We start from the raw sequence: 19,989 nt of genomic DNA, 5'->3' as shown, positions 1-19,989 counted from the left end.
TCCCCTTGTTATTCTTATTTTGAAAGGAGGCGTTAATAATGGATTCGCTTAAGAGTATGAACGACGCGTTGCAGTATATGGAGGAGCATCTTCAATATGAGATCGACTTTGCGGAAGTAGCAAAACGAGCGGTTTGTTCAGAGTATCATTTTAAACGAATGTTTTCCTTTTTGGCAGGGATTCCACTCTCAGAATACGTTCGCCGCAGAAGGCTGACTCTTGCAGCCTTTGAGTTGCAGAACAGCGACGTGAAAGTGATTGATGTGGCAGTGAAATATGGCTACTCTTCACCAGATTCTTTTACAAAAGCCTTTCAGCAGATGCATGGTATTACACCTTCAGAATCTCGTAAAAAGGGTCATTCACTCAAGGCCTTTCCGCGTATGTCCTTTCAATTATCGATAAAAGGAGGAAGTGAGATGAACTATCGTATCGTTGAAAAAGAGGCCTTTTCCATTGTAGGTCTCAAAAAACGAGTTCCGCTTGTTTTTGAAGGGGTAAATCCTGAGATTGCTGCAATGTGGCAGAGCCTCAAACCGGAGATGATTAGTGAGCTGAAGAAGTTATCGAATATAGAGCCAAATGGCTTAATCAGTGCGTCAACAAACTTTTCGGAGAGGACGACTGAAAACAGCGAGCTTGATCATTATATTGGGGCAGCAACAACAGAAAAATGTCTACAAGAACTGTCAGAATTGAAGGTTGCACCAACTACGTGGGCAGTATTTGAAGCGGTCGGTCCGTTTCCAGAAACATTGCAGAACGTGTGGGGACGCATCTATTCAGAATGGTTTCCATCATCGTCATACGAACAAACAGAAGGACCAGAGATTCTTTGGAACGCGGACAAAGATACGACGTCACCTACATTTAGAAGTGAGATTTGGGTGCCTGTTAAGAAAAAATAAAGCAGTAGTATGGGAAGCATCGGCTAAGGGGCCGGTGCTTTTTTCACGGGGAAAAAAGTTCTAATATATTTGTTTTAGTAATACCTTGCATTATTAGGTATTATATTTTATATTCATTATGGAGGTGGATATAAATGGAAGTTAACAAAGAAGTTTTGAAAGGCCACATTGACACGTTGATTTTATCGTTAATGGTTAAAAGAGATATGTACGGATATGAGCTGGCAAAGCTCGTTCGCGAAAAAAGCGAAGATCAGTTTGAACTAAAAGAAGGAACGCTTTATTTATCATTAAAGCGATTAGAAAAGAACGAATGGATTGAATCCTACTGGGGAGATGAGCACGGGCCAGGAGGAAGAAGGAAGTATTATAGAATGACAGAGCAAGGAAAGGATGGTTTTGAGCAAAAACGAAGAGAATGGCAGTTTGTAAAACGAATCATTGATCAGTTCATTGAAGGAGGAGAATAGGTTGAAGCAGATCGATAAATACATTCAATCCATCTACAAAGATGTTGTAGGTTCTAGAAACGAAGTGGAAGAGTTAAAAAGAGAGATGCGATCTCACCTTATTGAAGCCGTTGAAGAATTAAAGGCAGAAGGAAAAACGGAAGAAGAAGCGATCCGTATTGCGATTAACAATTTTGGCGGAAGAAATCAAATGGTCAAAGGACTTTCTGAATTTTTTACGGTTCAGAAAAAGTTTACGAACTATATACTAACGCTCTCAGTCGTTTTTCTCGTTCTAAGCGCGATCTTCTTCATCACTTCTTATTCAAAAGCAGATGATTATAAAGAGGAAGTTGATCAGCTTCAAATAGTGGAAGAGGAAAAGGAAATCATCATGAACGATGTGTTTGATGTACTAGATACATCAAATGAAGTAGGAGACAAAGAAAGATACGATCTACTAGATGTCTTTAACAAGTATGATGACAAGTTGAATCTAGTTGCTGTGTTCGCTGCTAAGGACGTAGAGAGCTGGTTGCAAGACAAAAATAACGCAGCTGCAAAAGATGGACCTGACACTTATTTTCCGATCGACTATACAAAGGCCACCATTGTAATTGGAAACGATAAAGTAATAGAGAATACTGACAAAATCGTGCCGAGTGACTATGATAAGGGAACGGTAATCATGGCGAATGACAATTGGGTCGTTCAGTACGAATACAAGACATCATATGAAAAAACGGTTGAAAAACATCTGCAGTATACAACCTATGGACCGAGCATCTGGAGTTTTTATCAAATTCCGATTCTGTTTGCTGCATTATTTATTGTGCTAGGCGGGGTATGGCTGTTTTTGAATCGGCAAAATAAGAAGTTGTCGGCTGTAATAGATTAAATCATTAAAAAAGCAGCATCGGCTTAAATTAGCCGATGCTGCTTCTCTTTAAATATTCTTCACTTTTTCTCTTCGATAACGCCTCAGGAACAATAGCGAAGTAAGAATTAGAATCGTAACAAAAGAAATAGGTACGAGGTAAGGATTTAAATAGATACTTGTTAGGTTTTGTACGAGATACGTGGTTCCTGTACCAAATAGCAAGAATGCTAGAGGAACATGCAGACCTACACTAGTCATATAATTGGGAGCGATGCTCGATATCCAAGCTCCGACCAATACCAACGCGATTCCTAACAGATAGACACAAATAACAGTAAGAACGATATATTGAAAAAAGGTTAGATCATACCATGAAACAAAGATGTTAAAGATAGAGTTTATGGATAACGGAAAGAACATACTCGTGTCATTGCCTCTATACATGAAAAAGAAAAAAGTGAGCTGGGCGGTAATAATGATTAAGGATGCAGTTAAGCCAGAAAGGAGCTTATGTGAAAAAAGGCTGCGTCCTGTTTTTGATGTATACTGCAGAAGCTGGACGTGATTTCGCTTGTCCCGAATGTATAGTGGCATTAGGATAATCATGATATTTAGAAAGATAAGAATGGCTACATATTTCATTAAAACATTGTAGTTTTCAAATACCATAAACGTAAATATCGCCTTTGTTGATCCATTTTCAACCAATTCATCCATGCGTGCATTTTGTTTTGGAGTTAGTTCATGCTCATTAAAACGCTCAGGATGCTCATATCTGTCGATGATTCCATCACGGGCAAGAATCTCCCAAAAAACATCAACAAAGTCTTCAAAAATGATTTTGCTGTGCAGCGCAGCTAGTTTTTCGTTTTCTAGATCCATGTTGCTAAATTCCTCATACGTATCAATGCCTGCAGCAACCATTTCTTTCTGTGACTTAAGATACTCTGTCGCTTCAGCTATTCGTTGTTCTTTAATACCTTTAAAATCTTTAAATTCCTCACTATCCATAGATTCACCATAATCAACTAGCATTTTTTGCGTAGCGCGGAAATCATCTAGTAGTGGTCTGCCGTTAGGAAAATGCTTAAATTCAAACATAATAAACTGCTGGTACACAAAAAAGCTGACTAATAGTAACAGGCAGATTATTTTTACCGAAAACAGCTTTCTTATTTCATTAACTACTATTCTCATATGTTCGCGTCCTATCTATAAATTTTCTCGGGAAAAACGGTTAATAAAGAACCAGGCTGTGAGAAGTAAAGCAACGAGCCATCCAGAAACGGTAATGATTTCATAATACTTAAACGCTTTGAAAACACCACTTTCCATCCACCATTTTTTAACATTCATGGCTAAGGTGAAAGGTGAAAAGTGAGTGTAAAGAAGCATTGTGCTGTTTTTTGGTATGATGCTTGGTAAGAGTAACCCTGCTGAAAAAAACACTCCGAAAATAACAAATACGATATAACTATTCCTAATCCACATCGAAGTGCAAAATGTAAGCAAAACAAAAATAATTTGGCACACAACTACTAGAACACAGGTCAAAAGTAAATATTCTAAAAATGTGAGATTCCACCAGCTAATAAACGGAATTTCATTCATTTCTATTAAAAACCCTGTACTGATGGGGACGGTCCAAAGACCAGAGTAGTCAAACACAATAAAATACCCAAGCAATGTTGCAGCTAGAAGAACAACAGTCATAAGGATGGAAGTAAATAGCGAAACAAATAGCTTGTCCCACACCACTTTTCTACCACGCTTTGTTGAATAGGCGACTAAAAAAGTTTTTTGTTCGAACTCATAATTAACGATAAATGCCGTAAATAAAACGATTAGAATCATAGCTTGAAAAATGACGAATCCAAATAACGTTTTAAAAAGAAAAGAATGTGTTCCAAACATTTTTCCATGAAAGAATAGATGAAGGTGTTCTTTATTTTGGATAAGCTCTTCTACACGTGGTTTTAATACCGTGTATTGCTCACGAACTTTTTCAGCTGCAGCACCTTCCAAGCCGAAAAGGCGGATGCCTTCTTCTGCATTTTCCATGACGTTTAAAGTGCTGTACTTTGTTTCAATATCCTTGATAGAGTTTTGATACGTTTCTTTTATCGCTAGATTGTTGATGTCTTGCAATTCTTTTTCTGAATAAATGTTTGATTCAATCAAACTATAGTAGATTTCTGGTTTATAAAAGTCCGCTGCGGTTTGATAGGTGTCTCCAGTCTTGCTTTGTGAGAGCTGATTCCAAGAATTTAAATCTTCTTCATAAGAGGTTTGCAGCTTTTCACGTCCCTCTTTATCCATTAATGTTCCTGTTTCTTGTAAGATTGGCTGAAGTGATTTCATATCATTTCGAATGGACGATTGTTGATAGATTAGGAAGCAATTGAACAAAAGAAACAGTACAAATAATCCTAGAATAATAGGGGACGAGATAATTTTTTTAAATTCAAGCCGTTTGATCATCGGATAGTACTCCATCTTGATAGATATACAAAAAGACATCTTCTAAGTTCGGATGAACGGGTTTCCATTCTAGTTTCGCTGTATCTGTAGTTAAAAAGCGCATGTGCATGTTTCCATGTTCTTGTTTTTCAGACAGTGTAAGGTAAGTCGTCCGAAATTGTTCTGTTTGTTCATAACTCACTTCCGTCTCGTAAACGAGGCCATCAATTTTGCGGCAGATGTTAGAGACGGTATCTTTGAATAATACTTCTTGGTTTTTGATCATGATGATTTCGTTTGCGATTGATTCTACATCAGACACGATATGCGTGGATAAAATAACGATACGATCACGAGCTAGATTCGTAAGCAGGTTACGAAAACGAACACGTTCTTTAGGATCTAAGCCAGCTGTAGGCTCATCTAGAATAAGAATCTTCGGGTCATTCAACATGGCCTGAGCGATTCCAACTCTTTGGATCATCCCACCTGAAAACTTCTTCATCTTTTTATCTGCCACATGATCCAGTGCTACCGTTTTAAGCAGTTCTTCAACACGAACAATCGCCGTTTTTCGGTGAATTCCTTTTAACGCCGCCAGGTAAAGCAGATAAGAGGTAGGCGAATAATTTTTGTAATAGCCAAACTCCTGCGGAAGGTAACCGATCATCTCGCGGTATCTTTCATCCATTTTAATAATATCTTCTCCGTCATAACGAATGCTTCCGCTCGTTGGAAACAAAAGGGTCGTGAGCATCTTGATCAGTGTTGTCTTGCCGGCTCCGTTCGGTGCCAACAACCCATACACACCGTTTTGAAACTCGAGGTTAATATTCTTTAGTGCATTGAACTGCCCGAAATTTTTGGTAACGTCTTCAACGATTAACATTTATAAAACTCCTTCTGCGCCTCGAAATGCGATTAGTTTTTTTAACGTTTTTACATAGAGCAGGATGCTGATGATGAGTACGCCGCCGTATACATAAGCCGGTACATGACTTAAAAACATACTGTACATGTTTTGATTTAAGATGGCCGGCAGAAAATTTACAATTAGCCAGCTTGTCATCATCACATACGTAGCGTATGGCCCTTTTGCATGGCGCAAGGCGTACAGGTAAAGAACCGAGAAAATGCTTAACGAACTGCATGATAACAGCAATGCATCTAGAATTTGAATCGACTGAAACAAGAACGATAGAACGATAATCAATGCGATATTCATGAGCATTGTTAGCAGACTAAAAATTAACATTCGAAAAGCGGCTAGTTGGAAAACATGGTACTTACAAGTCATCTCTACTGAAAAGGTGTCCTTCATCAAAGCCCGCACTAAAAATAGAGAGGATAGAGCAAAGAAAAAAATAGGAGAAAGCGTAAAGATGAACGAATACAAATCTTGCGTGTTTATGGATGATTTCATTGAGAATATGCAGTATAGCAGTAAAGCTAGTGCTAAACAGGTCGTAAACAGAATTTCAGTGGCATCTCGAAATAAATAGCGAAAGCCAAGCTGCTGATACATCTCAAGAAGATAAGATAGAAACGATTTGGGTTTTGTTAGACCAACAGAAACGATGTATGATAATTGGTTTTCTCTTTCGGCATCTGTTGGGTACTCGATGTGAAACTTTTGCTTCTCCATTTATTCAGCCTCCATTCGCTGCTTCACTTTTTTTATTGCAGCATAATACTTTGTTTTGATAGATGACTCTGGCATATCTAGAGAACTAGCGATTTCGATAAACGTTTGCTCGCCGAACAATTTAAGCCGAAGTACCTGCTGGTCGATGATAGAGAATGTGTTGATGAGTTGTGCCACCTTTTCAATGTCTTCTCTCCATTCTAATTCGAGAGTAAAATCTGAAGGTGTGGCGATTTCAACACCATCCATCGAGTCTGTGGAACGTTCATATGTATAGCTTTTAGACCTAAAATAATCTACGAGTTTATATGTTGCAATTCGGTATAGCCACGTTTTGAAAGATGCTTTTTTCTCATCAAACTGCTGGATAGATTGAAGCATACTAATAAAAATGTCTTGTGTTAGATCGAGTGATAGTTCTTTGTTCAGTGTTTGTTTATAAACATAAGCATAGATTGATTGATAGTAATGAGAGATTAGCTCATTCGCTGCGTGTTGATCGCCTCTTTTTTGAACAGAGCTGATCCATCTTTTCTGCTTCATCATGATTTTGTCTTCACTTCCAGACTAAAAAGGTTGTCTTGCTCATATATTCGTATAGGAAAGATAAATAGTTTTACTTTTTATAAAAATATTTCCATTTTTATTATAGAATCATTTAGCAGGAAAAAATATGAAAGTAAATTAATAGGAGAATAGAAGTCGAAAAGAAATAATAACCATTGCATTTTCAAACAAAGCTAGGTGAGGGATAAGTATTATAAAAAGTTTCTGTATTCATTCTCATTCCGCTTCCGGTCTTCCTATATTTCAATCGTCAGTTGCGTAAAAAAGAAGCTCAATAGCAGAAGAAAAACGAGCGAAGTGTTCCGCTCGTTTTTTTGTGCTTTTAGATTCTATTATTGCTCTACAATTTCCTTGAGTTTGCTCTGCCATTTGTCGTCGTCCAAAATGATCTGAAACGAGATGCGGCGGTTTTTTTGCAGAGCCTGAGAGGAGTTACCTTCTGCAATTGGCTTATATTCGCTGTATCCTGTTGCGGCGAGGTATTGAGCGTACTCTTTTTTAGCGAGCTTTGGATTTGCTTTTCCAAGATAATCAACGACCGCGACCGCACGCTGAGTGGAGAGCGACCAGTTGTCGTATGGCACAGAGTCGGTATGGCCCTCGATCAGAATGATATACAGATACTGACTCATGTCTTTTTCCTCGATGATCGCCGCGAGTGCATCAGCGAGCGGATCGAGCACTTGCTTTCCTTTTTCCGATATAACTGCACTACCGGTATCAAAAAGGATGTTTCCTTCTACAGAGATCGTATTGTTTGGTCCACGAATGATCTTATCTTTTCCAACGTTTTCTTCTAGCTGTTTTTGAATGAGGTCAGAGATGTGCTTCTTCACCTCTGCTACCTGACCAAGTTCGCGTTTGATCTGAGCTTGATCATACGCGTTATAGATGCTCTGTACATAAGCGAGAATCGCGATAAAGACCATAACGAGCACCATCATCGCCATCATATCGGTAAAACTTGGCCAGAAAATTTCTTTTGTTTCTTGGCTGTCGTCGTTGTAGTAAGATTTACGCGCCTTCATACCGATCACCGTCTCCTAAAATTTTGCGGCGAAACTTCTGGCATGCGTTCATCTTCGACGTATTCGGGTGCGCGAGGACTGCGTGTTTCATAGATCACTTGATTGGATGATTGGTTCATCGCAGCTTGGTAGATGCGCTGCATGAGGTGATACATGTCAGAGAGTGTGCGATTGTTGTCGGTGATGCTTCGCGTTAAGCCGTGGTGCAGGTTTTCGAGCGTCCGAGCGAGCTCGCGCATATCATCATCGCGACTGTTTTGATTTTGTGAGTTGTTTAAGGCAGAAGCGAGCTGTCTGCTCTGACTGTCCATGATGTTTCGAACTCCATCGGTAAAATCACGCTTGATATGTTCGACCGCAGCGTAAAATCCTTTTTCGAGCTGACCGACGCTTGAAGCAAAGTCAGCTGCCGCCCGGCCGTATTCGCCTTGTTTTTCAGCATAGCGGTAATGCCATTCGTCTTGCTTTTGCGCGAGGCGGTTCTCTAGGGCATCATGCTGATTTTGGTAGTGCTGCAGCTGTTCTTGCATGCCGCGGAGCATGGATTGGGCATGTTCTTCTGACCGGCGCTGTGCTTCTTGCAGCATTTTATCAGAGCGTTGGATGAGCTGCTCAAACTTTTGCTGACTCTGTGTGTGACGGTCGTTGCTCGTTTTTAGCTGTTGCTCGAACGAAGAGATGTTCTTGGCGAGCGCGTTAATACTCGTGTCGACCGTTTTTTGAATGGTTCCGAGTTCTTTTGTTGTCTCGTTGAACCGCTGTCCGAACTGATCGAGCTGTGTAGCGGATGCACCGAACTTCTCTGCGTGCTCGCGCTGTGCTTCAAATATGCCATTCACGTCTTCCATCGCTTTTTGAAGACCTGCTGTAAAATTAACCATCTGCGATGCGAATTCACCGAGCGTTTTATCAAATGACGACTCGACGCGTGAGGCTAGGCGATCAAGAAGGCGCTCAACCGAATCTTGCGGCTTGTCGTTGATGAGGTCGCTGTTAATGTTGTGATCCAAATACACTTCACAATCTGCTAAAAGTTTGTTTTGCATATAAGAAAGTGATGTTCCTTGCGAGAAGAAACCAGACTGAATGGAATTGAGCAGAAGTGCGGCTCCGATCCCAGCAATACTCGTATAAAAGGCAACACTCATCCCTTCAAATGGTGCGGTGAGAGAGGAGATGATCGAATTTAGCGTAAGGTTTGAATCAGCAGGCTGCGTGCCGAGCGTCATGAGCGTATCTTGCATCGATAAAAGAGAGAGCGTGAGTCCGACGAACGTTCCAAGCACCCCGAGAATAATCGTGAAAGACGGAAGCTGGTTGAGCAGCTTCTGGATATTGCCGACCGGTACCCGCAAGACACCAAGAAGTGGAATGCGTTCGTTGTAGAGATGTTTTTCGATCAGTGCTTGCGTGTTAAGCTGCGGAACTCCTGCTAGATGAAACTGTTTGTAATCGGCTGTAACACGTTGCAGCCAATGCGAATACGGCTGCTGGTCTTTATTGGTCTCAAGCTGCTGAAGCTCTTTGTTCCATTTACGAAAATGATAAGCGGTTTGTGTATGACCCACAATCCCCATAAACACGAGAAACCCAATGACCCCGACGACAATTAAAGTAAGTTGATCCATATGCCACCCCTTAGATGTCTTGTCTGACTGTCCTATATTGATAGATATGTCCTACTGTCGGGAAATATTTTAGGAAATGGGGTCTGACCCCAAACAAATACAAAACCCCCTGAACTGTCCATTTAAGATGGACAGTTCAGGGGGAAACTTTGTGGGTCATTTCTAGGTACATTGGCATTGAATAGTTGTGTTTCCGAGGTGAATAGAAACTTATTCTGCTTGATGGTCGTTAACAAGATCGTTGTAAAACGCAGCATACGAAGCACTCATGTAGGGAGCGAGCCAGAAGAAGCCGATGCCTAGAGTTAAAACACAGAGAATTCCCCAGCCTAGAAAGCTTAGCTGTAAAACGAAAAACTTCCATTTATAGCCGTCCATCAGCTTACGGCTTTTCTTGATCGCAGCGTTGATGCCAATTCCAGGATGATCTTTTAGAACAAAGTACGTTTGCGAATAACTGAACGCCTTAATGATTCCAGGAATTAAAAGAAGAAGAGACCACAGAATCAAGTACACCATCATCACGAGATAAGCACCGAGTATTTTTACATACGTACTGATCTCAGAGAACGCTTGAAATAGGCTTGAAACGTTAATTTTTTCAACCGTACGGATCACAGATAAAAACGTCCACAGGTATCCAATATATAATGGCAGTAAAACGAGTGTGATGATGAACGTGCTGAACGTCGGTCCGTTAAGTTCATCGGCCGGTTGATTCAACCAAGCGCTCCAACCACCACTCAAATTCACTTCTATAATTAATGGGATGAGGTAATAGGTGCTCGAGAACAACAACGTGAATAACGCCGCTGTGCCCCATTGTCCCTTTAGTCGAAGCCGAGCTTGCTGTTTAATTTCTTTATTTTTCATGATGTATCACCTTTCTGAAGTTGTCCTATCCTTATACTACGGTTTAAAAGGCGGAAAGATGCGTTTTCTTTAAAATTAATAGTAGACTAGAGGAAAGCGGATGTTAGAGGAGGTTTGAAAATGAAAAGTAATGAAGATCCTGCTGTGCTTCTTTTTGATGGAGTGTGTAATCTTTGTAATGGAAGCGTGCAATTTATACTGAAACATGAAAAAAGTGAGAAGTTAAAATTCTCGGCTATTCAGTCAGAAGCCGGACAAAAATTGTTATCACAGTACAACATAAATCCCGAACAAACAAACTCCGTAATTTTAATTAGTGACGGAGTGGTATATACAGAATCTGATGCCGTGGCAAAGGTTGCAGAGTTTCTGAAATTTCCATACAACACAGGAAGGTATATGAAAGTTGTACCTCGGCAGATTCGAAATGTTTTCTATAAAAAGGTCGCGAGCAATCGGTATAAATGGTTCGGGCAAAAAGAGAGTTGTATGATTCCCACACCCGACCTTCGAAATAGGTTTCTGCAATAGTTTTTACGACCAAACTTCATAAGTGTGCAGTCTAACTAATAGGATAGAACAAATGCCTATAAAGGGGAACTGCACGATGGGACAAAAAGTTCTATTCTTTGGTGACGCTGGAATCGACGATACGATTGCACTAGCTTATGCTTTTTTAAGCGATGAAATAGAAATTGTTGGTGTTGTGGCCGACTATGGCAACGTATCAAGAGAACAAACCGTGTCGAATGTGAAATTTATAGCGAAAACATTTAACTTTCCGGAGGATGTTAGAGTTATTGGTGGAGCAGAAGTTCCGATGACAGGGGAAAAACCAACGTTCTATCCAGACGTGCACGGCGTTTATGGATTAGGTCCGATTGATCCAGGTATATCAGAAGGATTCATTGAAAACTTTTTTGAAATTGTAAATTTGATCGAACAGTATCAAGATGAACTGATTATCGTGAATGCAGGCAGGCTGACCTCTCTTGCTACCATGTTTATTTTGTTTCAGTCGCTGATGAAAAAAGTAAAAGCGTACTATATTATGGGCGGAGCGTTCTGGGTGCCTGGAAATGTAACGCCAGTGTCTGAAGCGAATTTTTATGGAGATCCGATCGCGGTTAGAACCGTTTTAACGTACGCCAAAAACGTGACGATCATTCCGTTGAATGTTACCGATCGGGCCATTGTCACTCCTGAAATGGTGAATTATATTGATTACAAAGGTAAGATGCCCATTCTAAAACCGATGCTCGACTTTTATTACAATTTTTACAAAAACAGGAACCCTGATATCCTAGGAAGTCCTGTTCACGATGCGATTACGTTGATGGCCTGTATAAGAGAAGATATGTTCACGTATAAGTCGCTTCCAATACATATTGTGATTCAAAATGGCGATACGGCAAGAGGGCAGAGCATTGCCGATGTTCGGCCGTATGCGCAGTTTGGGGATGATGAGAAAAGGCACCGAATCGCGTTTGATTTTGATTATAGTTATTTCTTCCGAGATTTTATGAGTATCATGACAGGTGAGACGTTTTCGTAGCGTTATAATGAAGAAATCAACTCTTGGCGCAACTGTTTTAATAGAAGATTGTTCAAAAGAAAATTTCGTCATAATAAAAAACCGGACGCCAAATAAATCAATTGGACACCGGTTTAAATTTTAATAGGTAGTTTATGGGATTAAGCGCAATTTTTAATTTGATGTAGTTTGTTTAGTTTTTCGTCTAAAATCTGGCTCAGTTGAACAAGAAGCGGATCTGCAAGACTATTAACCTTTTTACTTACCTCATACATGGTCGTGCGAATGGCGTCTATCTCTGTAGTTAAGACAAGAGCATTGCTTCGGCTCATGGTCCATTCCCCCTCTAATATAATAACCACTTCTGCACCATTAATATCGGTAAATCTTGTAAATATTATATACCATATTTTGTGTCAAGTCTATTATTTTTTTACACATATAGGGGGACAGACCCCCTATAAATACACTTTTGCTCGTTTTGTACTACTCAGGTAGACAAGTTTTGCTCTAATTCTGTAAAACTTTGTAGCTTTCTGTCGATATACTTTTTGCTATCTAGTAAAAAGTAACTGCAGGAGGAAGAAATGATTAATAAAAGTCTACAGAGGCAAATTCTTGTGCCATTTATATTGCTCATTATTATGACAGGGGTCGTGGTGAGCGGAGTTAGTTATTTATTCAGTAAGAAAACTACCGTTGAAAATTCATCAGAGAATACATCTGAGCGTATGCATGATCTTGATGAGACGCTCAACGGGTTTTTGAGAGATAACGGAAATTTTGTATCTGCCTATGCAGATTCCGCTACGATTAAGCTTCATGCAAAGGGAGACAGCCCAGACTATATCATCTCTAAGTTTGAAGACTATCATCTAGCAAATGAAGCGATTATGAACAGCTATTTTATTTCAGATGATAAGGAAGTAGTCATGTATCCGATTCCTGCATCACCGGTTGAGGACATGACGTTAACGCCGTGGTATCAACAGGCAACGAAGGATCCTACTAAAGTGTTCTGGACAGATCCTTTCATCGATGAAGCGACAGATCGTCCGGTTGTAAAAGCTGTGAAGGCCGTTGAGTACAGCGGGAAAATCGTGGGAGTAACAGCGATTGATATCGCAGTAAATGATATCTTAACGCTGATGCAAAACGTGAAAATCGGGGACACCGGTTATGCTCTTCTCATCGATAACTCGGGGAATTATATGGTTCATCCAGATGCAAAAAAGCTGGGGAAAAGCGCAACAAAAGAATCTTTTTATAAAGCTATTACTAAAAAAGATGGAACGTTAACTACAAAGATCAATGGTGAAGAGAGAGTGGTCAGCTATACCAAGAACGTCACAACCGGTTGGAAACTAGCAGGAACTGTCGCGCTTAGTGAGTTTGAGGAAAAGGCTTATGTGATTCTTTTACCGATCGGGATCGCTTTACTCGTCACTCTTTTAGTGGCGGCCATTATATCGGTTTTCGTTTCAAGAAGAATTACAGTACCGGTGAACCAACTAAAGAATGCAATGCATGAGATCAGAAATGGAAATCTCCAGGCGAGCGTTTCTATACAAAGAAAAGATGAGATCGGTGAACTGGCTGCAAGCTTTGATGATATGTCTAACCAGATGCGAACACTGATCCGAGAGATGGCTCAGATTACCGATCATGTGACGGATGCGTCTCAAACGGTCGTAGCGAGTGCAGAAGAAAATTCAGCATCCGCACAAGAAGTTTCAACAACAATGCAGCAGATCGCAGCAGGTTCTTCTCATCAGGCAGAGCTGATGGATCAGAATGCAAAAGCGGCCAATGTGCTGGCTGAGCGTATCGGTACCGTTCATGCACATGGCGAAAGAATCGAAAAAGCAACAAAACAAATGAATCAAGAATCGTTGAACGGTGTAAAAAAGGTGAGCGTGCTAAAAGAGAAGTCTCTGATGACAACAGAAATGACAAAAGAGATGATTACTTCTATTAAAAAACTCGATGAAACATCAGGCAGCGTTCAACAGATCGTTCTAACGATCAGCGATATAGCTAATCAAACAAATCTACTAGCATTAAACGCAGCAATCGAGGCAGCTAGAGCTGGAGAGTCTGGAAGAGGCTTTGCGGTCGTTGCGGATGAAGTAAGAAAACTTGCAGAGCAGACTGAGCTTTCCTTAAAAGATATCAGCTCATTGATCACGGATATGCAGCAAGTAACGGAAAACACCGTCGGACAAGTTCAAGAAGCTGCGGCTCTCATTCTTTCACAAAGCGTAGCGGTGGAAGAGACAGAGCAGAGCTTTACCGCGATCTCTACTGCAGTTAAAGGGAATGCAGCGGCATTAAAAGACGTGATTCAGTCTGTTGACGAAATGACGATGCAAAAGGATGTACTTCTTGAGAATGCGTCGCATATCTTGGCGATCACACAAGAAACAGCGGCTGGAACAGAAGAGGTTTCCGCATCAGCAGAACAGCAATCAGCATCGATGGAGCAGTTGAACCATCTGGCCGATCAGCTCGAGCAGTACGCTGAACAGATGCGCAACCACGTCCAGCGGTTCACCTTCTAGGGGTCTGACCCCATACAATTACATTTGTGCCGTATTTGTCTTTTCCAAAAAGACAAATACGGCTTTTTCTTTGCTAATACTGACTTTTGAAAAAGGAAAGAGTGTACTTTTACATCTAGAATAAAAGGGCTTAAAGCTCTACAACAGGGGTAACCTTGCTCTCCACATAATCTCTGTACTGAGATTTCGAATGGTTAAACTGTTCAAGAAGGGTTGAGGTGTGTACAAAAGGGCACACCGACGGGGTTACATAATAGCGGTAACTGCTCCATTGATATTCTAAGGGGTACATGACTAGGTCGGCAGAAACAGGATTCATATGAATGTAGCGGCTAGTATCCAGCAAATGTGATCGATCTTCGATCAATTCTGCTCCATATCGACCTTGAAACACATGTCCAGTGAGTTCATATTTCTTGTTAAAATACATAGCGTACGTTTCATTTAATTCTTTCATGAAATCTCCAGGTGGGGACTTGCTGCATAATATTTGTAAGTGAGTGTGGTTGGTCATGAGGCAATACGAGAAGAGCTCGACAGCGTGCTTTTTAACACAGTGACTTAAGATCTTTAAATAGCGGTGGAAATCCAAATGGGAATAAAAAAGAGGTTCCCTGCGATTTCCGCGAGTAGTCACGTGATAAACAGCATCCGGATACCAAATACGAGGGGATCTAGGAATGTTTTTCACCTCCTTTCAATCGTATCTTAATTATAAGGGTTGAAAGTGAATCTGGGAAATGGGGACTGACCCCAAAAAATTTATTTCCCTTGTTGTTTTCAAGCAAAAGTCCTATACCGGTTTTGAAATACAAACGGTTCGAAACTTGTCTTTTTAAAAAAGTACCTATTTTTTAGCGAATATCCCCTCTTAAAAATGTCGAACTTCGTCTCTTCATCAGACTTTCTATCATATTTCCTCGGAAATTATTAAAAAAGAGAATAGAGAATTCCTTTCTACATACAATAAACCCGTATGTTATAAATCGGAGGTATGTATGATGAATCAAGATCCAAATCAACAAAGCATGAATCCTCAATCCGGGAACAACAATCCTGAATTTAACCATCTAAACATGCAGACTGGACAAGTGCCGGCCATGATGAACCATGGTGGACATGAGATGTTTGATGTTCATGAGATGCTAAGTGGTATTGTTGGAACATTGAACTTATATACACTTTGTAAAGGACATGTTCAGGATCCTGAGCTTAAAACGATGCTCAATCGTCATTATCAGCACATTACAAAAGAATATAACGCATGTGTACAAGCTTTTCAGACAGGAAAAGATCCAGCTATGCGTACTGAATCTTATAAGATGGCTCAAGATAATGATTTTTTATATGGTTTGAAACCTGCACAACCCGTTAAACCTATTCAAAACGTTACAGAATTAAATGACCAATCTGTATCATCTCTAATTCTAGGAACATTAAAATCAAATGCTTCGCTAAGAGGAATGGCGACACTCGAAGTTACAAACCCTGTGCTCAGACGAGTATTGGCAGATGGGATTCCAAACTGGATCGAGATGGCATACGAATTATCAATCTGGCAGAATAAAAATCATTATTACCAGATTCCTCAACTAAACAAACAAGATATGACGAGCATGCTTGGTGCATATGCTCCATCTACTCAAGCACAGCTACCACTTCAATAAGGAAGATTTAACGAGTACCTAATAGGTGCTCGTTTTTACTTTTACACATACTGAAACTGGGATATCATGATAAGAAATAGAAAATTTCATAAAGTCTAAAGGACTCGACAACAAGAAATGAATTTGCCATAGTTATGAGTGGACTTATATTATGTACTGAAACTCCAGGGGGTTAAGGAAATGAAAAAGGGAACAGACTGGCGGTACCGTGTATCGAATAGAGAAGCCATCATGGGTACAGTGCTCGCCATTTTGAACTTTATCTGGTGGTATGCGTTCGCTTACGGCCTAGGCGGACGTCCTATTAAAGAATACACATACATACTTGGCTTTCCAGCTTGGTTTTTTTATAGCTGTATCGTAGGATTTCTTGTTTTTACTATATTAGTTTGGGTTATGGTGAAGTTTTTCTTTAAAGAGGTTCCTTTTGAACTTGATGAGGCGAGCGAGAATGAGGAGGGGGATGTCCGATGAATTGGGATGTGATTCTTCCTTTAGCTGTCTTTTTGATCTTAGTTTTTTTAGTAGGTATTTATACATCTCGGCACATTAAAAGTGGACCTTCCTTCTTACAAGATTACTTTTTAGCAGGCAGAGAACTGGGAGGTTTTGTGCTTGCGATGACAATGGTCGCAACATACGGAAGTGCTTCGAGTTTTATTGGTGGACCTGGTGCAGCCTATCAATTAGGTCTAGGCTGGGTGCTTCTCGCCATGGCACAGCTTGTAACAGGGTATTTCACCCTTGCAGTACTTGGTAAAAAGTTTGCCATTGTTGCACGAAAAATCAACGCCGTCACATTGATCGATTTTCTAAAAGCCCGATATGAGAGCAAGTGGGTCGTTATTCTATCAGCACTGAGCATTGTTGTTTTCCTATTTTCTGCAATGGCTGCTCAATGGGTCGGCGGTGGACGGCTGATCGAATCGTTTACCGGTGTATCGTATACAACAGCGCTTTTCATCTTCTCTGGCTCTGTCCTCGTGTATGTCATTGCTGGCGGATTCCGAGCCGTTGTAATTACTGATGCGATACAAGGAGTCGTTATGGTAATCGGAACCGTCATCATATTGGCCGGTACGATTATCGCAGGTGGTGGCATCGAGAACATCATGAGTGAGTTAAGAGCAGAGAACCCGAACTTGATTACACCTTATGGGTCTGATCAATCGCTGACACCTCTCTACGTTTCATCGTTTTGGATCTTGGTTGGTGTTGGAGTGGTAGGCTTACCGCAAATTTCGGTGAGAGCGATGAGCTATAGAAATGCAAAAGCGATGCATCGAGCGATGATCATCGGAACGTTCGTTGTGGGGTTCATCATGCTAGGCATGCATCTCGCTGGTGTGTTCGGAAGAGTGGTGCTACCGGGAATCGAAGTACCAGATAAAGTAATGCCGCTTTTAGCACTTGAAGTATTGCCAGGGTGGTTAGCTGGTATCGTATTGGCAGCGCCTTTAGCTGCCGTGATGTCAACGGTTGACTCCGTACTCTTACTCGTTAGTTCTGCAATAATTAAAGATGTGTACATCAATTACATCAAACCAGATGCCGAAGAGCAATTTGTAAAAAAGTTGAGCTTTGGGATAACAGCGGTTGTCGGACTGAGCGTATTCGCTATGGCGATCAACCCGCCTGATTTGTTGATCTGGCTGAATCTGTTCGCGTTCGGAGGATTAGAAGCAGCATTCATATGGCCGATCGTTTTGGGGCTATATTGGAAAAGAGGAAACGCAAATGGAGCGATTGCCTCATTAATCGTAGGTGTAGGATCCTATATGTTCCTTCACCTTTACTATCCGAATCTATGGGGCATGCACACAGTAGTACTTCCAATCGTGCTTTCCTTGATCGCCTACATTGTGGGGAGTTTCACAAAGGGGGTCAGACCCCATACAAATACATTCTAGAAGTCAATGTCCACACTCGGTGGACATTGGCTTCTTTCATTTTCCTCTCTCTTAACACACTAACTCTTTACCACAATAAAATACTAAAAAAACAATTTATAGTAATATCTTACTAAATACCCATTTACAGAGAATATGGCTGGTGTTAATTTTATATCAGAATATAATTAGATAAGTGTGGAGCTGTGAAGGTTATTCTGTATGTGGGCGCTTGGAATAACTGAAGCTAGTAGCGCAACCGACCGCTTTCTTTATTCGTTCTCTAAATAAAGGAAGGGGTATTTATTATGGAAATATCACGTAAAGAAAAATTCAGCACGAAGAAAAAGGCAGCTAAAAAATGGCCGAAGATTGTTTTAGCGACTACGATTGCACTTGGTGTTGGAGGAACGACAACATTTGCAGCAAAACCAAATCTTGCAGACTATCTCTACAACCATGTCATGTCTCTAGTTTTTAAAGGCGATATAAATAATGAATTGCAAGACCAAGAAAAAACACTTGTAAAAGATTTAAGCAATAACATCTCTAACATCTTTAGCGGAGCTAAAAAAGAGCTTGAAGATGAGAAAAAGCAAATTGTTAGAGAGAAAAAAGAAGAAATCCAAACGCATTATAGAAATGAAATGGCTGAAGTATCCAAAAGAAAAGAAGAAGCTTTAACAAAGAAAAAAGAAGAGATGAACACAGACGCTACTAAATCAACAACAGAGATTAAAAAAGATATCTCAGAAAAAATCGAGAGAGAATTAGAAAAAAATACAAAATAATGGTTAAAGAGCGGAATCTTCATTCTCCGCTCTTTTCCTTTTTCTGATATCCTAGAATATAGAAAATCTATGAACGGAGACAACACTATGAAAAAACTATTTCTAGCGCTCGGGATCCTCTTTGCTGTATACGCAACGGCCATGCTTATTCAAACGACTAACATGGATATGGGACTTGCGATTTTTTTCTTGTTAGGTGCTCTTTTTCTCGTCCTTTTTTTCCGCTACAACACAGCTATGAAACTATTTAACACGTACAAAAAAACGACGCTGACTCTCTTGATCACAACGATCCTTTTTGCGGCAACGCTAGAAACTCTTATTCTAACATCAGCCAACACTGATCCAGAGAAGGTTTCTTCCGAGATAGATTCGATCCTCGTACTTGGTGGAGGAACGAAGAATAATCGACCAGGTGCTGTACTGAAAGGTAGGCTAGAACAAGCGCTTGCGTACGCAAATGAACATCCAAATGTTACGTTCATCGTAAGCGGTGGTCTTGGCTTTGGTAAAACGACGAGTGAAGGATCTATCATGAAAAATTATCTCGTTGAAAATGGAATTGAACCAAACCGAATTCAGATAGAGGAAAAAGCAACGAGTACATACGAAAATCTTTTATATACAAAAAAGATGATTCAACAAGATGATCAGCTGCTAATAGTAACGAGTGATTTCCATCTTTTTCGTACAAAGATGATCGCAAAGCGTGTTGGCATTGAGGCGGAGGGGCTTGGCTCGCCGTTGAGAATTTCTTCTGTTCCACAAGCGCACGTTAGAGAGTACATGGCAATCATAAAAAGTTATTTTACTGACAGATAGAGGAGGGCGCTTCCATGAACAAAAATAAGTATCATTGCTGTGCGACGTGTATCAATTTCAAGCCTGAAAAAACGTCTCAAGGGATGCGCTATCACTGCGTGCGCCTTGGATATGAGACGAAACCAGACTATCAGTTTAATTGTTGGGAGCCGAAACCACATGTCGTTGAGCTCATGAATAAGGAAAAATAAATTTTGGAACAAATTTACACAAATACCTTGCATTACAAGTTAGTGTCGCATATACTAATGGTATATCTTGTTATGCAAGGCATTCTTTTTTTATCT

The 19,989-nt window shown here is 40.4% G+C and carries 22 protein-coding genes and 1 riboswitch; of the genes, 12 read left to right on the top strand and 10 right to left on the bottom strand.

All coding sequences use genetic code 11. The annotated features are described in order from the left end of the window. Positions 1-38: 38 nt before the first annotated feature. The 3 genes from ACNJYY_RS20165 to ACNJYY_RS20155 all read left to right on the top strand — a co-directional run bounded on the left by ACNJYY_RS20165 (position 39) and on the right by ACNJYY_RS20155 (position 2,255). A complete protein-coding gene (locus ACNJYY_RS20165) occupies positions 39-908 on the top strand; it encodes an AraC family transcriptional regulator (protein ID WP_416729881.1) in 870 nt (289 codons plus the stop codon). A gap of 134 nt (positions 909-1,042) precedes the next feature. Continuing rightward, the gene (locus tag ACNJYY_RS20160; protein WP_416729880.1) at positions 1,043-1,378 is read left to right on the top strand and encodes a PadR family transcriptional regulator; all 336 of its coding nucleotides are present in this window, start codon (positions 1,043-1,045) and stop codon (positions 1,376-1,378) included. A gap of 1 nt (position 1,379) precedes the next feature. Beyond that, positions 1,380-2,255 carry a permease prefix domain 1-containing protein gene (locus ACNJYY_RS20155; RefSeq protein ID WP_416729879.1) on the top strand — a complete coding sequence of 292 codons (876 nt, stop codon included), beginning with the start codon at positions 1,380-1,382 and terminating at the stop codon, positions 2,253-2,255. A 48-nt stretch (positions 2,256-2,303) separates the two neighbouring features. On the opposite strand, the gene ACNJYY_RS20150 is transcribed toward ACNJYY_RS20155, so the two are convergent. The 8 genes from ACNJYY_RS20150 to ACNJYY_RS20115 form a co-directional block, all read right to left on the bottom strand. Beyond that, positions 2,304-3,434 (bottom strand): hypothetical protein, encoded by a 1,131-nt coding sequence (locus ACNJYY_RS20150; protein WP_416729878.1) that lies wholly within the window; start codon positions 3,432-3,434, stop codon positions 2,304-2,306. 15 nt (positions 3,435-3,449) lie between these two features. Then, entirely contained in the window at positions 3,450-4,718 is a 1,269-nt protein-coding gene (locus tag ACNJYY_RS20145; protein WP_416729877.1) for a hypothetical protein, read from the bottom strand. Further along, complete coding sequence (locus tag ACNJYY_RS20140) at positions 4,702-5,586, bottom strand: ABC transporter ATP-binding protein (protein WP_416729876.1); 885 nt, start codon at positions 5,584-5,586, stop codon at positions 4,702-4,704. The genes ACNJYY_RS20145 and ACNJYY_RS20140 overlap by 17 nt, the downstream gene beginning before the upstream one ends. Continuing rightward, positions 5,587-6,342, bottom strand: a complete 756-nt coding sequence (locus ACNJYY_RS20135; protein ID WP_416729875.1) for a hypothetical protein — start codon at positions 6,340-6,342, stop codon at positions 5,587-5,589. Further along, entirely contained in the window at positions 6,343-6,888 is a 546-nt protein-coding gene (locus tag ACNJYY_RS20130) for an RNA polymerase sigma factor (protein WP_416729874.1), read from the bottom strand. It abuts the gene before it with no gap. Positions 6,889-7,241: 353 nt separating this feature from the next. Further along, complete coding sequence (locus ACNJYY_RS20125) at positions 7,242-7,937, bottom strand: OmpA/MotB family protein (RefSeq protein WP_416729873.1); 696 nt, start codon at positions 7,935-7,937, stop codon at positions 7,242-7,244. Positions 7,938-7,942: 5 nt separating this feature from the next. Then, positions 7,943-9,565 (bottom strand): hypothetical protein, encoded by a 1,623-nt coding sequence (locus ACNJYY_RS20120; protein ID WP_416729872.1) that lies wholly within the window; start codon positions 9,563-9,565, stop codon positions 7,943-7,945. A 210-nt stretch (positions 9,566-9,775) separates the two neighbouring features. Next, positions 9,776-10,438: a DUF975 family protein gene (locus ACNJYY_RS20115; RefSeq protein WP_416729871.1), complete on the bottom strand. Its 663-nt coding sequence runs from the start codon at positions 10,436-10,438 to the stop codon at positions 9,776-9,778. Positions 10,439-10,558: 120 nt separating this feature from the next. On the opposite strand from ACNJYY_RS20115, the gene ACNJYY_RS20110 reads away from it, so the two are divergent. Both ACNJYY_RS20110 and ACNJYY_RS20105 read left to right on the top strand, forming a co-directional pair. Beyond that, entirely contained in the window at positions 10,559-10,969 is a 411-nt protein-coding gene (locus ACNJYY_RS20110) for a thiol-disulfide oxidoreductase DCC family protein (RefSeq protein ID WP_416729870.1), read from the top strand. A gap of 76 nt (positions 10,970-11,045) precedes the next feature. Further along, entirely contained in the window at positions 11,046-11,993 is a 948-nt protein-coding gene (locus tag ACNJYY_RS20105) for a nucleoside hydrolase (RefSeq protein ID WP_416729869.1), read from the top strand. Between the two features lie 140 nt (positions 11,994-12,133). Here ACNJYY_RS20105 and ACNJYY_RS20100 read toward each other — a convergent pair whose 3' ends face one another. Next, positions 12,134-12,304, bottom strand: a complete 171-nt coding sequence (locus ACNJYY_RS20100) for an aspartyl-phosphate phosphatase Spo0E family protein (RefSeq protein WP_144697192.1) — start codon at positions 12,302-12,304, stop codon at positions 12,134-12,136. Between the two features lie 255 nt (positions 12,305-12,559). On the opposite strand from ACNJYY_RS20100, the gene ACNJYY_RS20095 reads away from it, so the two are divergent. Beyond that, entirely contained in the window at positions 12,560-14,533 is a 1,974-nt protein-coding gene (locus ACNJYY_RS20095) for a methyl-accepting chemotaxis protein (RefSeq protein WP_416729868.1), read from the top strand. A gap of 130 nt (positions 14,534-14,663) precedes the next feature. Here ACNJYY_RS20095 and ACNJYY_RS20090 read toward each other — a convergent pair whose 3' ends face one another. Next, positions 14,664-15,170, bottom strand: coding sequence for a transposase (locus ACNJYY_RS20090; RefSeq protein ID WP_416729867.1), 507 nt, complete (start codon positions 15,168-15,170; stop codon positions 14,664-14,666). Positions 15,171-15,531: 361 nt separating this feature from the next. On the opposite strand from ACNJYY_RS20090, the gene ACNJYY_RS20085 reads away from it, so the two are divergent. The 6 genes from ACNJYY_RS20085 (at position 15,532) to ACNJYY_RS20060 (ending at position 19,893) form a co-directional block, all read left to right on the top strand. Further along, positions 15,532-16,200, top strand: a complete 669-nt coding sequence (locus ACNJYY_RS20085) for a spore coat protein (RefSeq protein ID WP_416729866.1) — start codon at positions 15,532-15,534, stop codon at positions 16,198-16,200. A 180-nt stretch (positions 16,201-16,380) separates the two neighbouring features. Continuing rightward, positions 16,381-16,674: a YhdT family protein gene (locus ACNJYY_RS20080; RefSeq protein ID WP_416729865.1), complete on the top strand. Its 294-nt coding sequence runs from the start codon at positions 16,381-16,383 to the stop codon at positions 16,672-16,674. Next, positions 16,671-18,110: a sodium/pantothenate symporter gene (gene panF, locus ACNJYY_RS20075; RefSeq protein ID WP_416729864.1), complete on the top strand. Its 1,440-nt coding sequence runs from the start codon at positions 16,671-16,673 to the stop codon at positions 18,108-18,110. The genes ACNJYY_RS20080 and panF overlap by 4 nt, the downstream gene beginning before the upstream one ends. Positions 18,111-18,280: 170 nt before the next feature. Next, a riboswitch (cyclic di-GMP riboswitch) is annotated at positions 18,281-18,363 on the top strand. Positions 18,364-18,397: 34 nt separating this feature from the next. After that, positions 18,398-18,880 (top strand): hypothetical protein, encoded by a 483-nt coding sequence (locus tag ACNJYY_RS20070; protein ID WP_416729863.1) that lies wholly within the window; start codon positions 18,398-18,400, stop codon positions 18,878-18,880. A gap of 87 nt (positions 18,881-18,967) precedes the next feature. Next, positions 18,968-19,702 carry a YdcF family protein gene (locus ACNJYY_RS20065; RefSeq protein WP_416729862.1) on the top strand — a complete coding sequence of 245 codons (735 nt, stop codon included), beginning with the start codon at positions 18,968-18,970 and terminating at the stop codon, positions 19,700-19,702. A 14-nt stretch (positions 19,703-19,716) separates the two neighbouring features. Further along, positions 19,717-19,893, top strand: a complete 177-nt coding sequence (locus ACNJYY_RS20060; protein WP_416729861.1) for a hypothetical protein — start codon at positions 19,717-19,719, stop codon at positions 19,891-19,893. Positions 19,894-19,989 lie beyond the last annotated feature (96 nt).

Source organism: Fictibacillus tiangongensis, assembly GCF_048083785.1.
Taxonomy (GTDB): domain Bacteria; phylum Bacillota; class Bacilli; order Bacillales; family Fictibacillaceae; genus Fictibacillus.
This window is presented reverse-complemented; position numbering and strand designations above follow the sequence as displayed.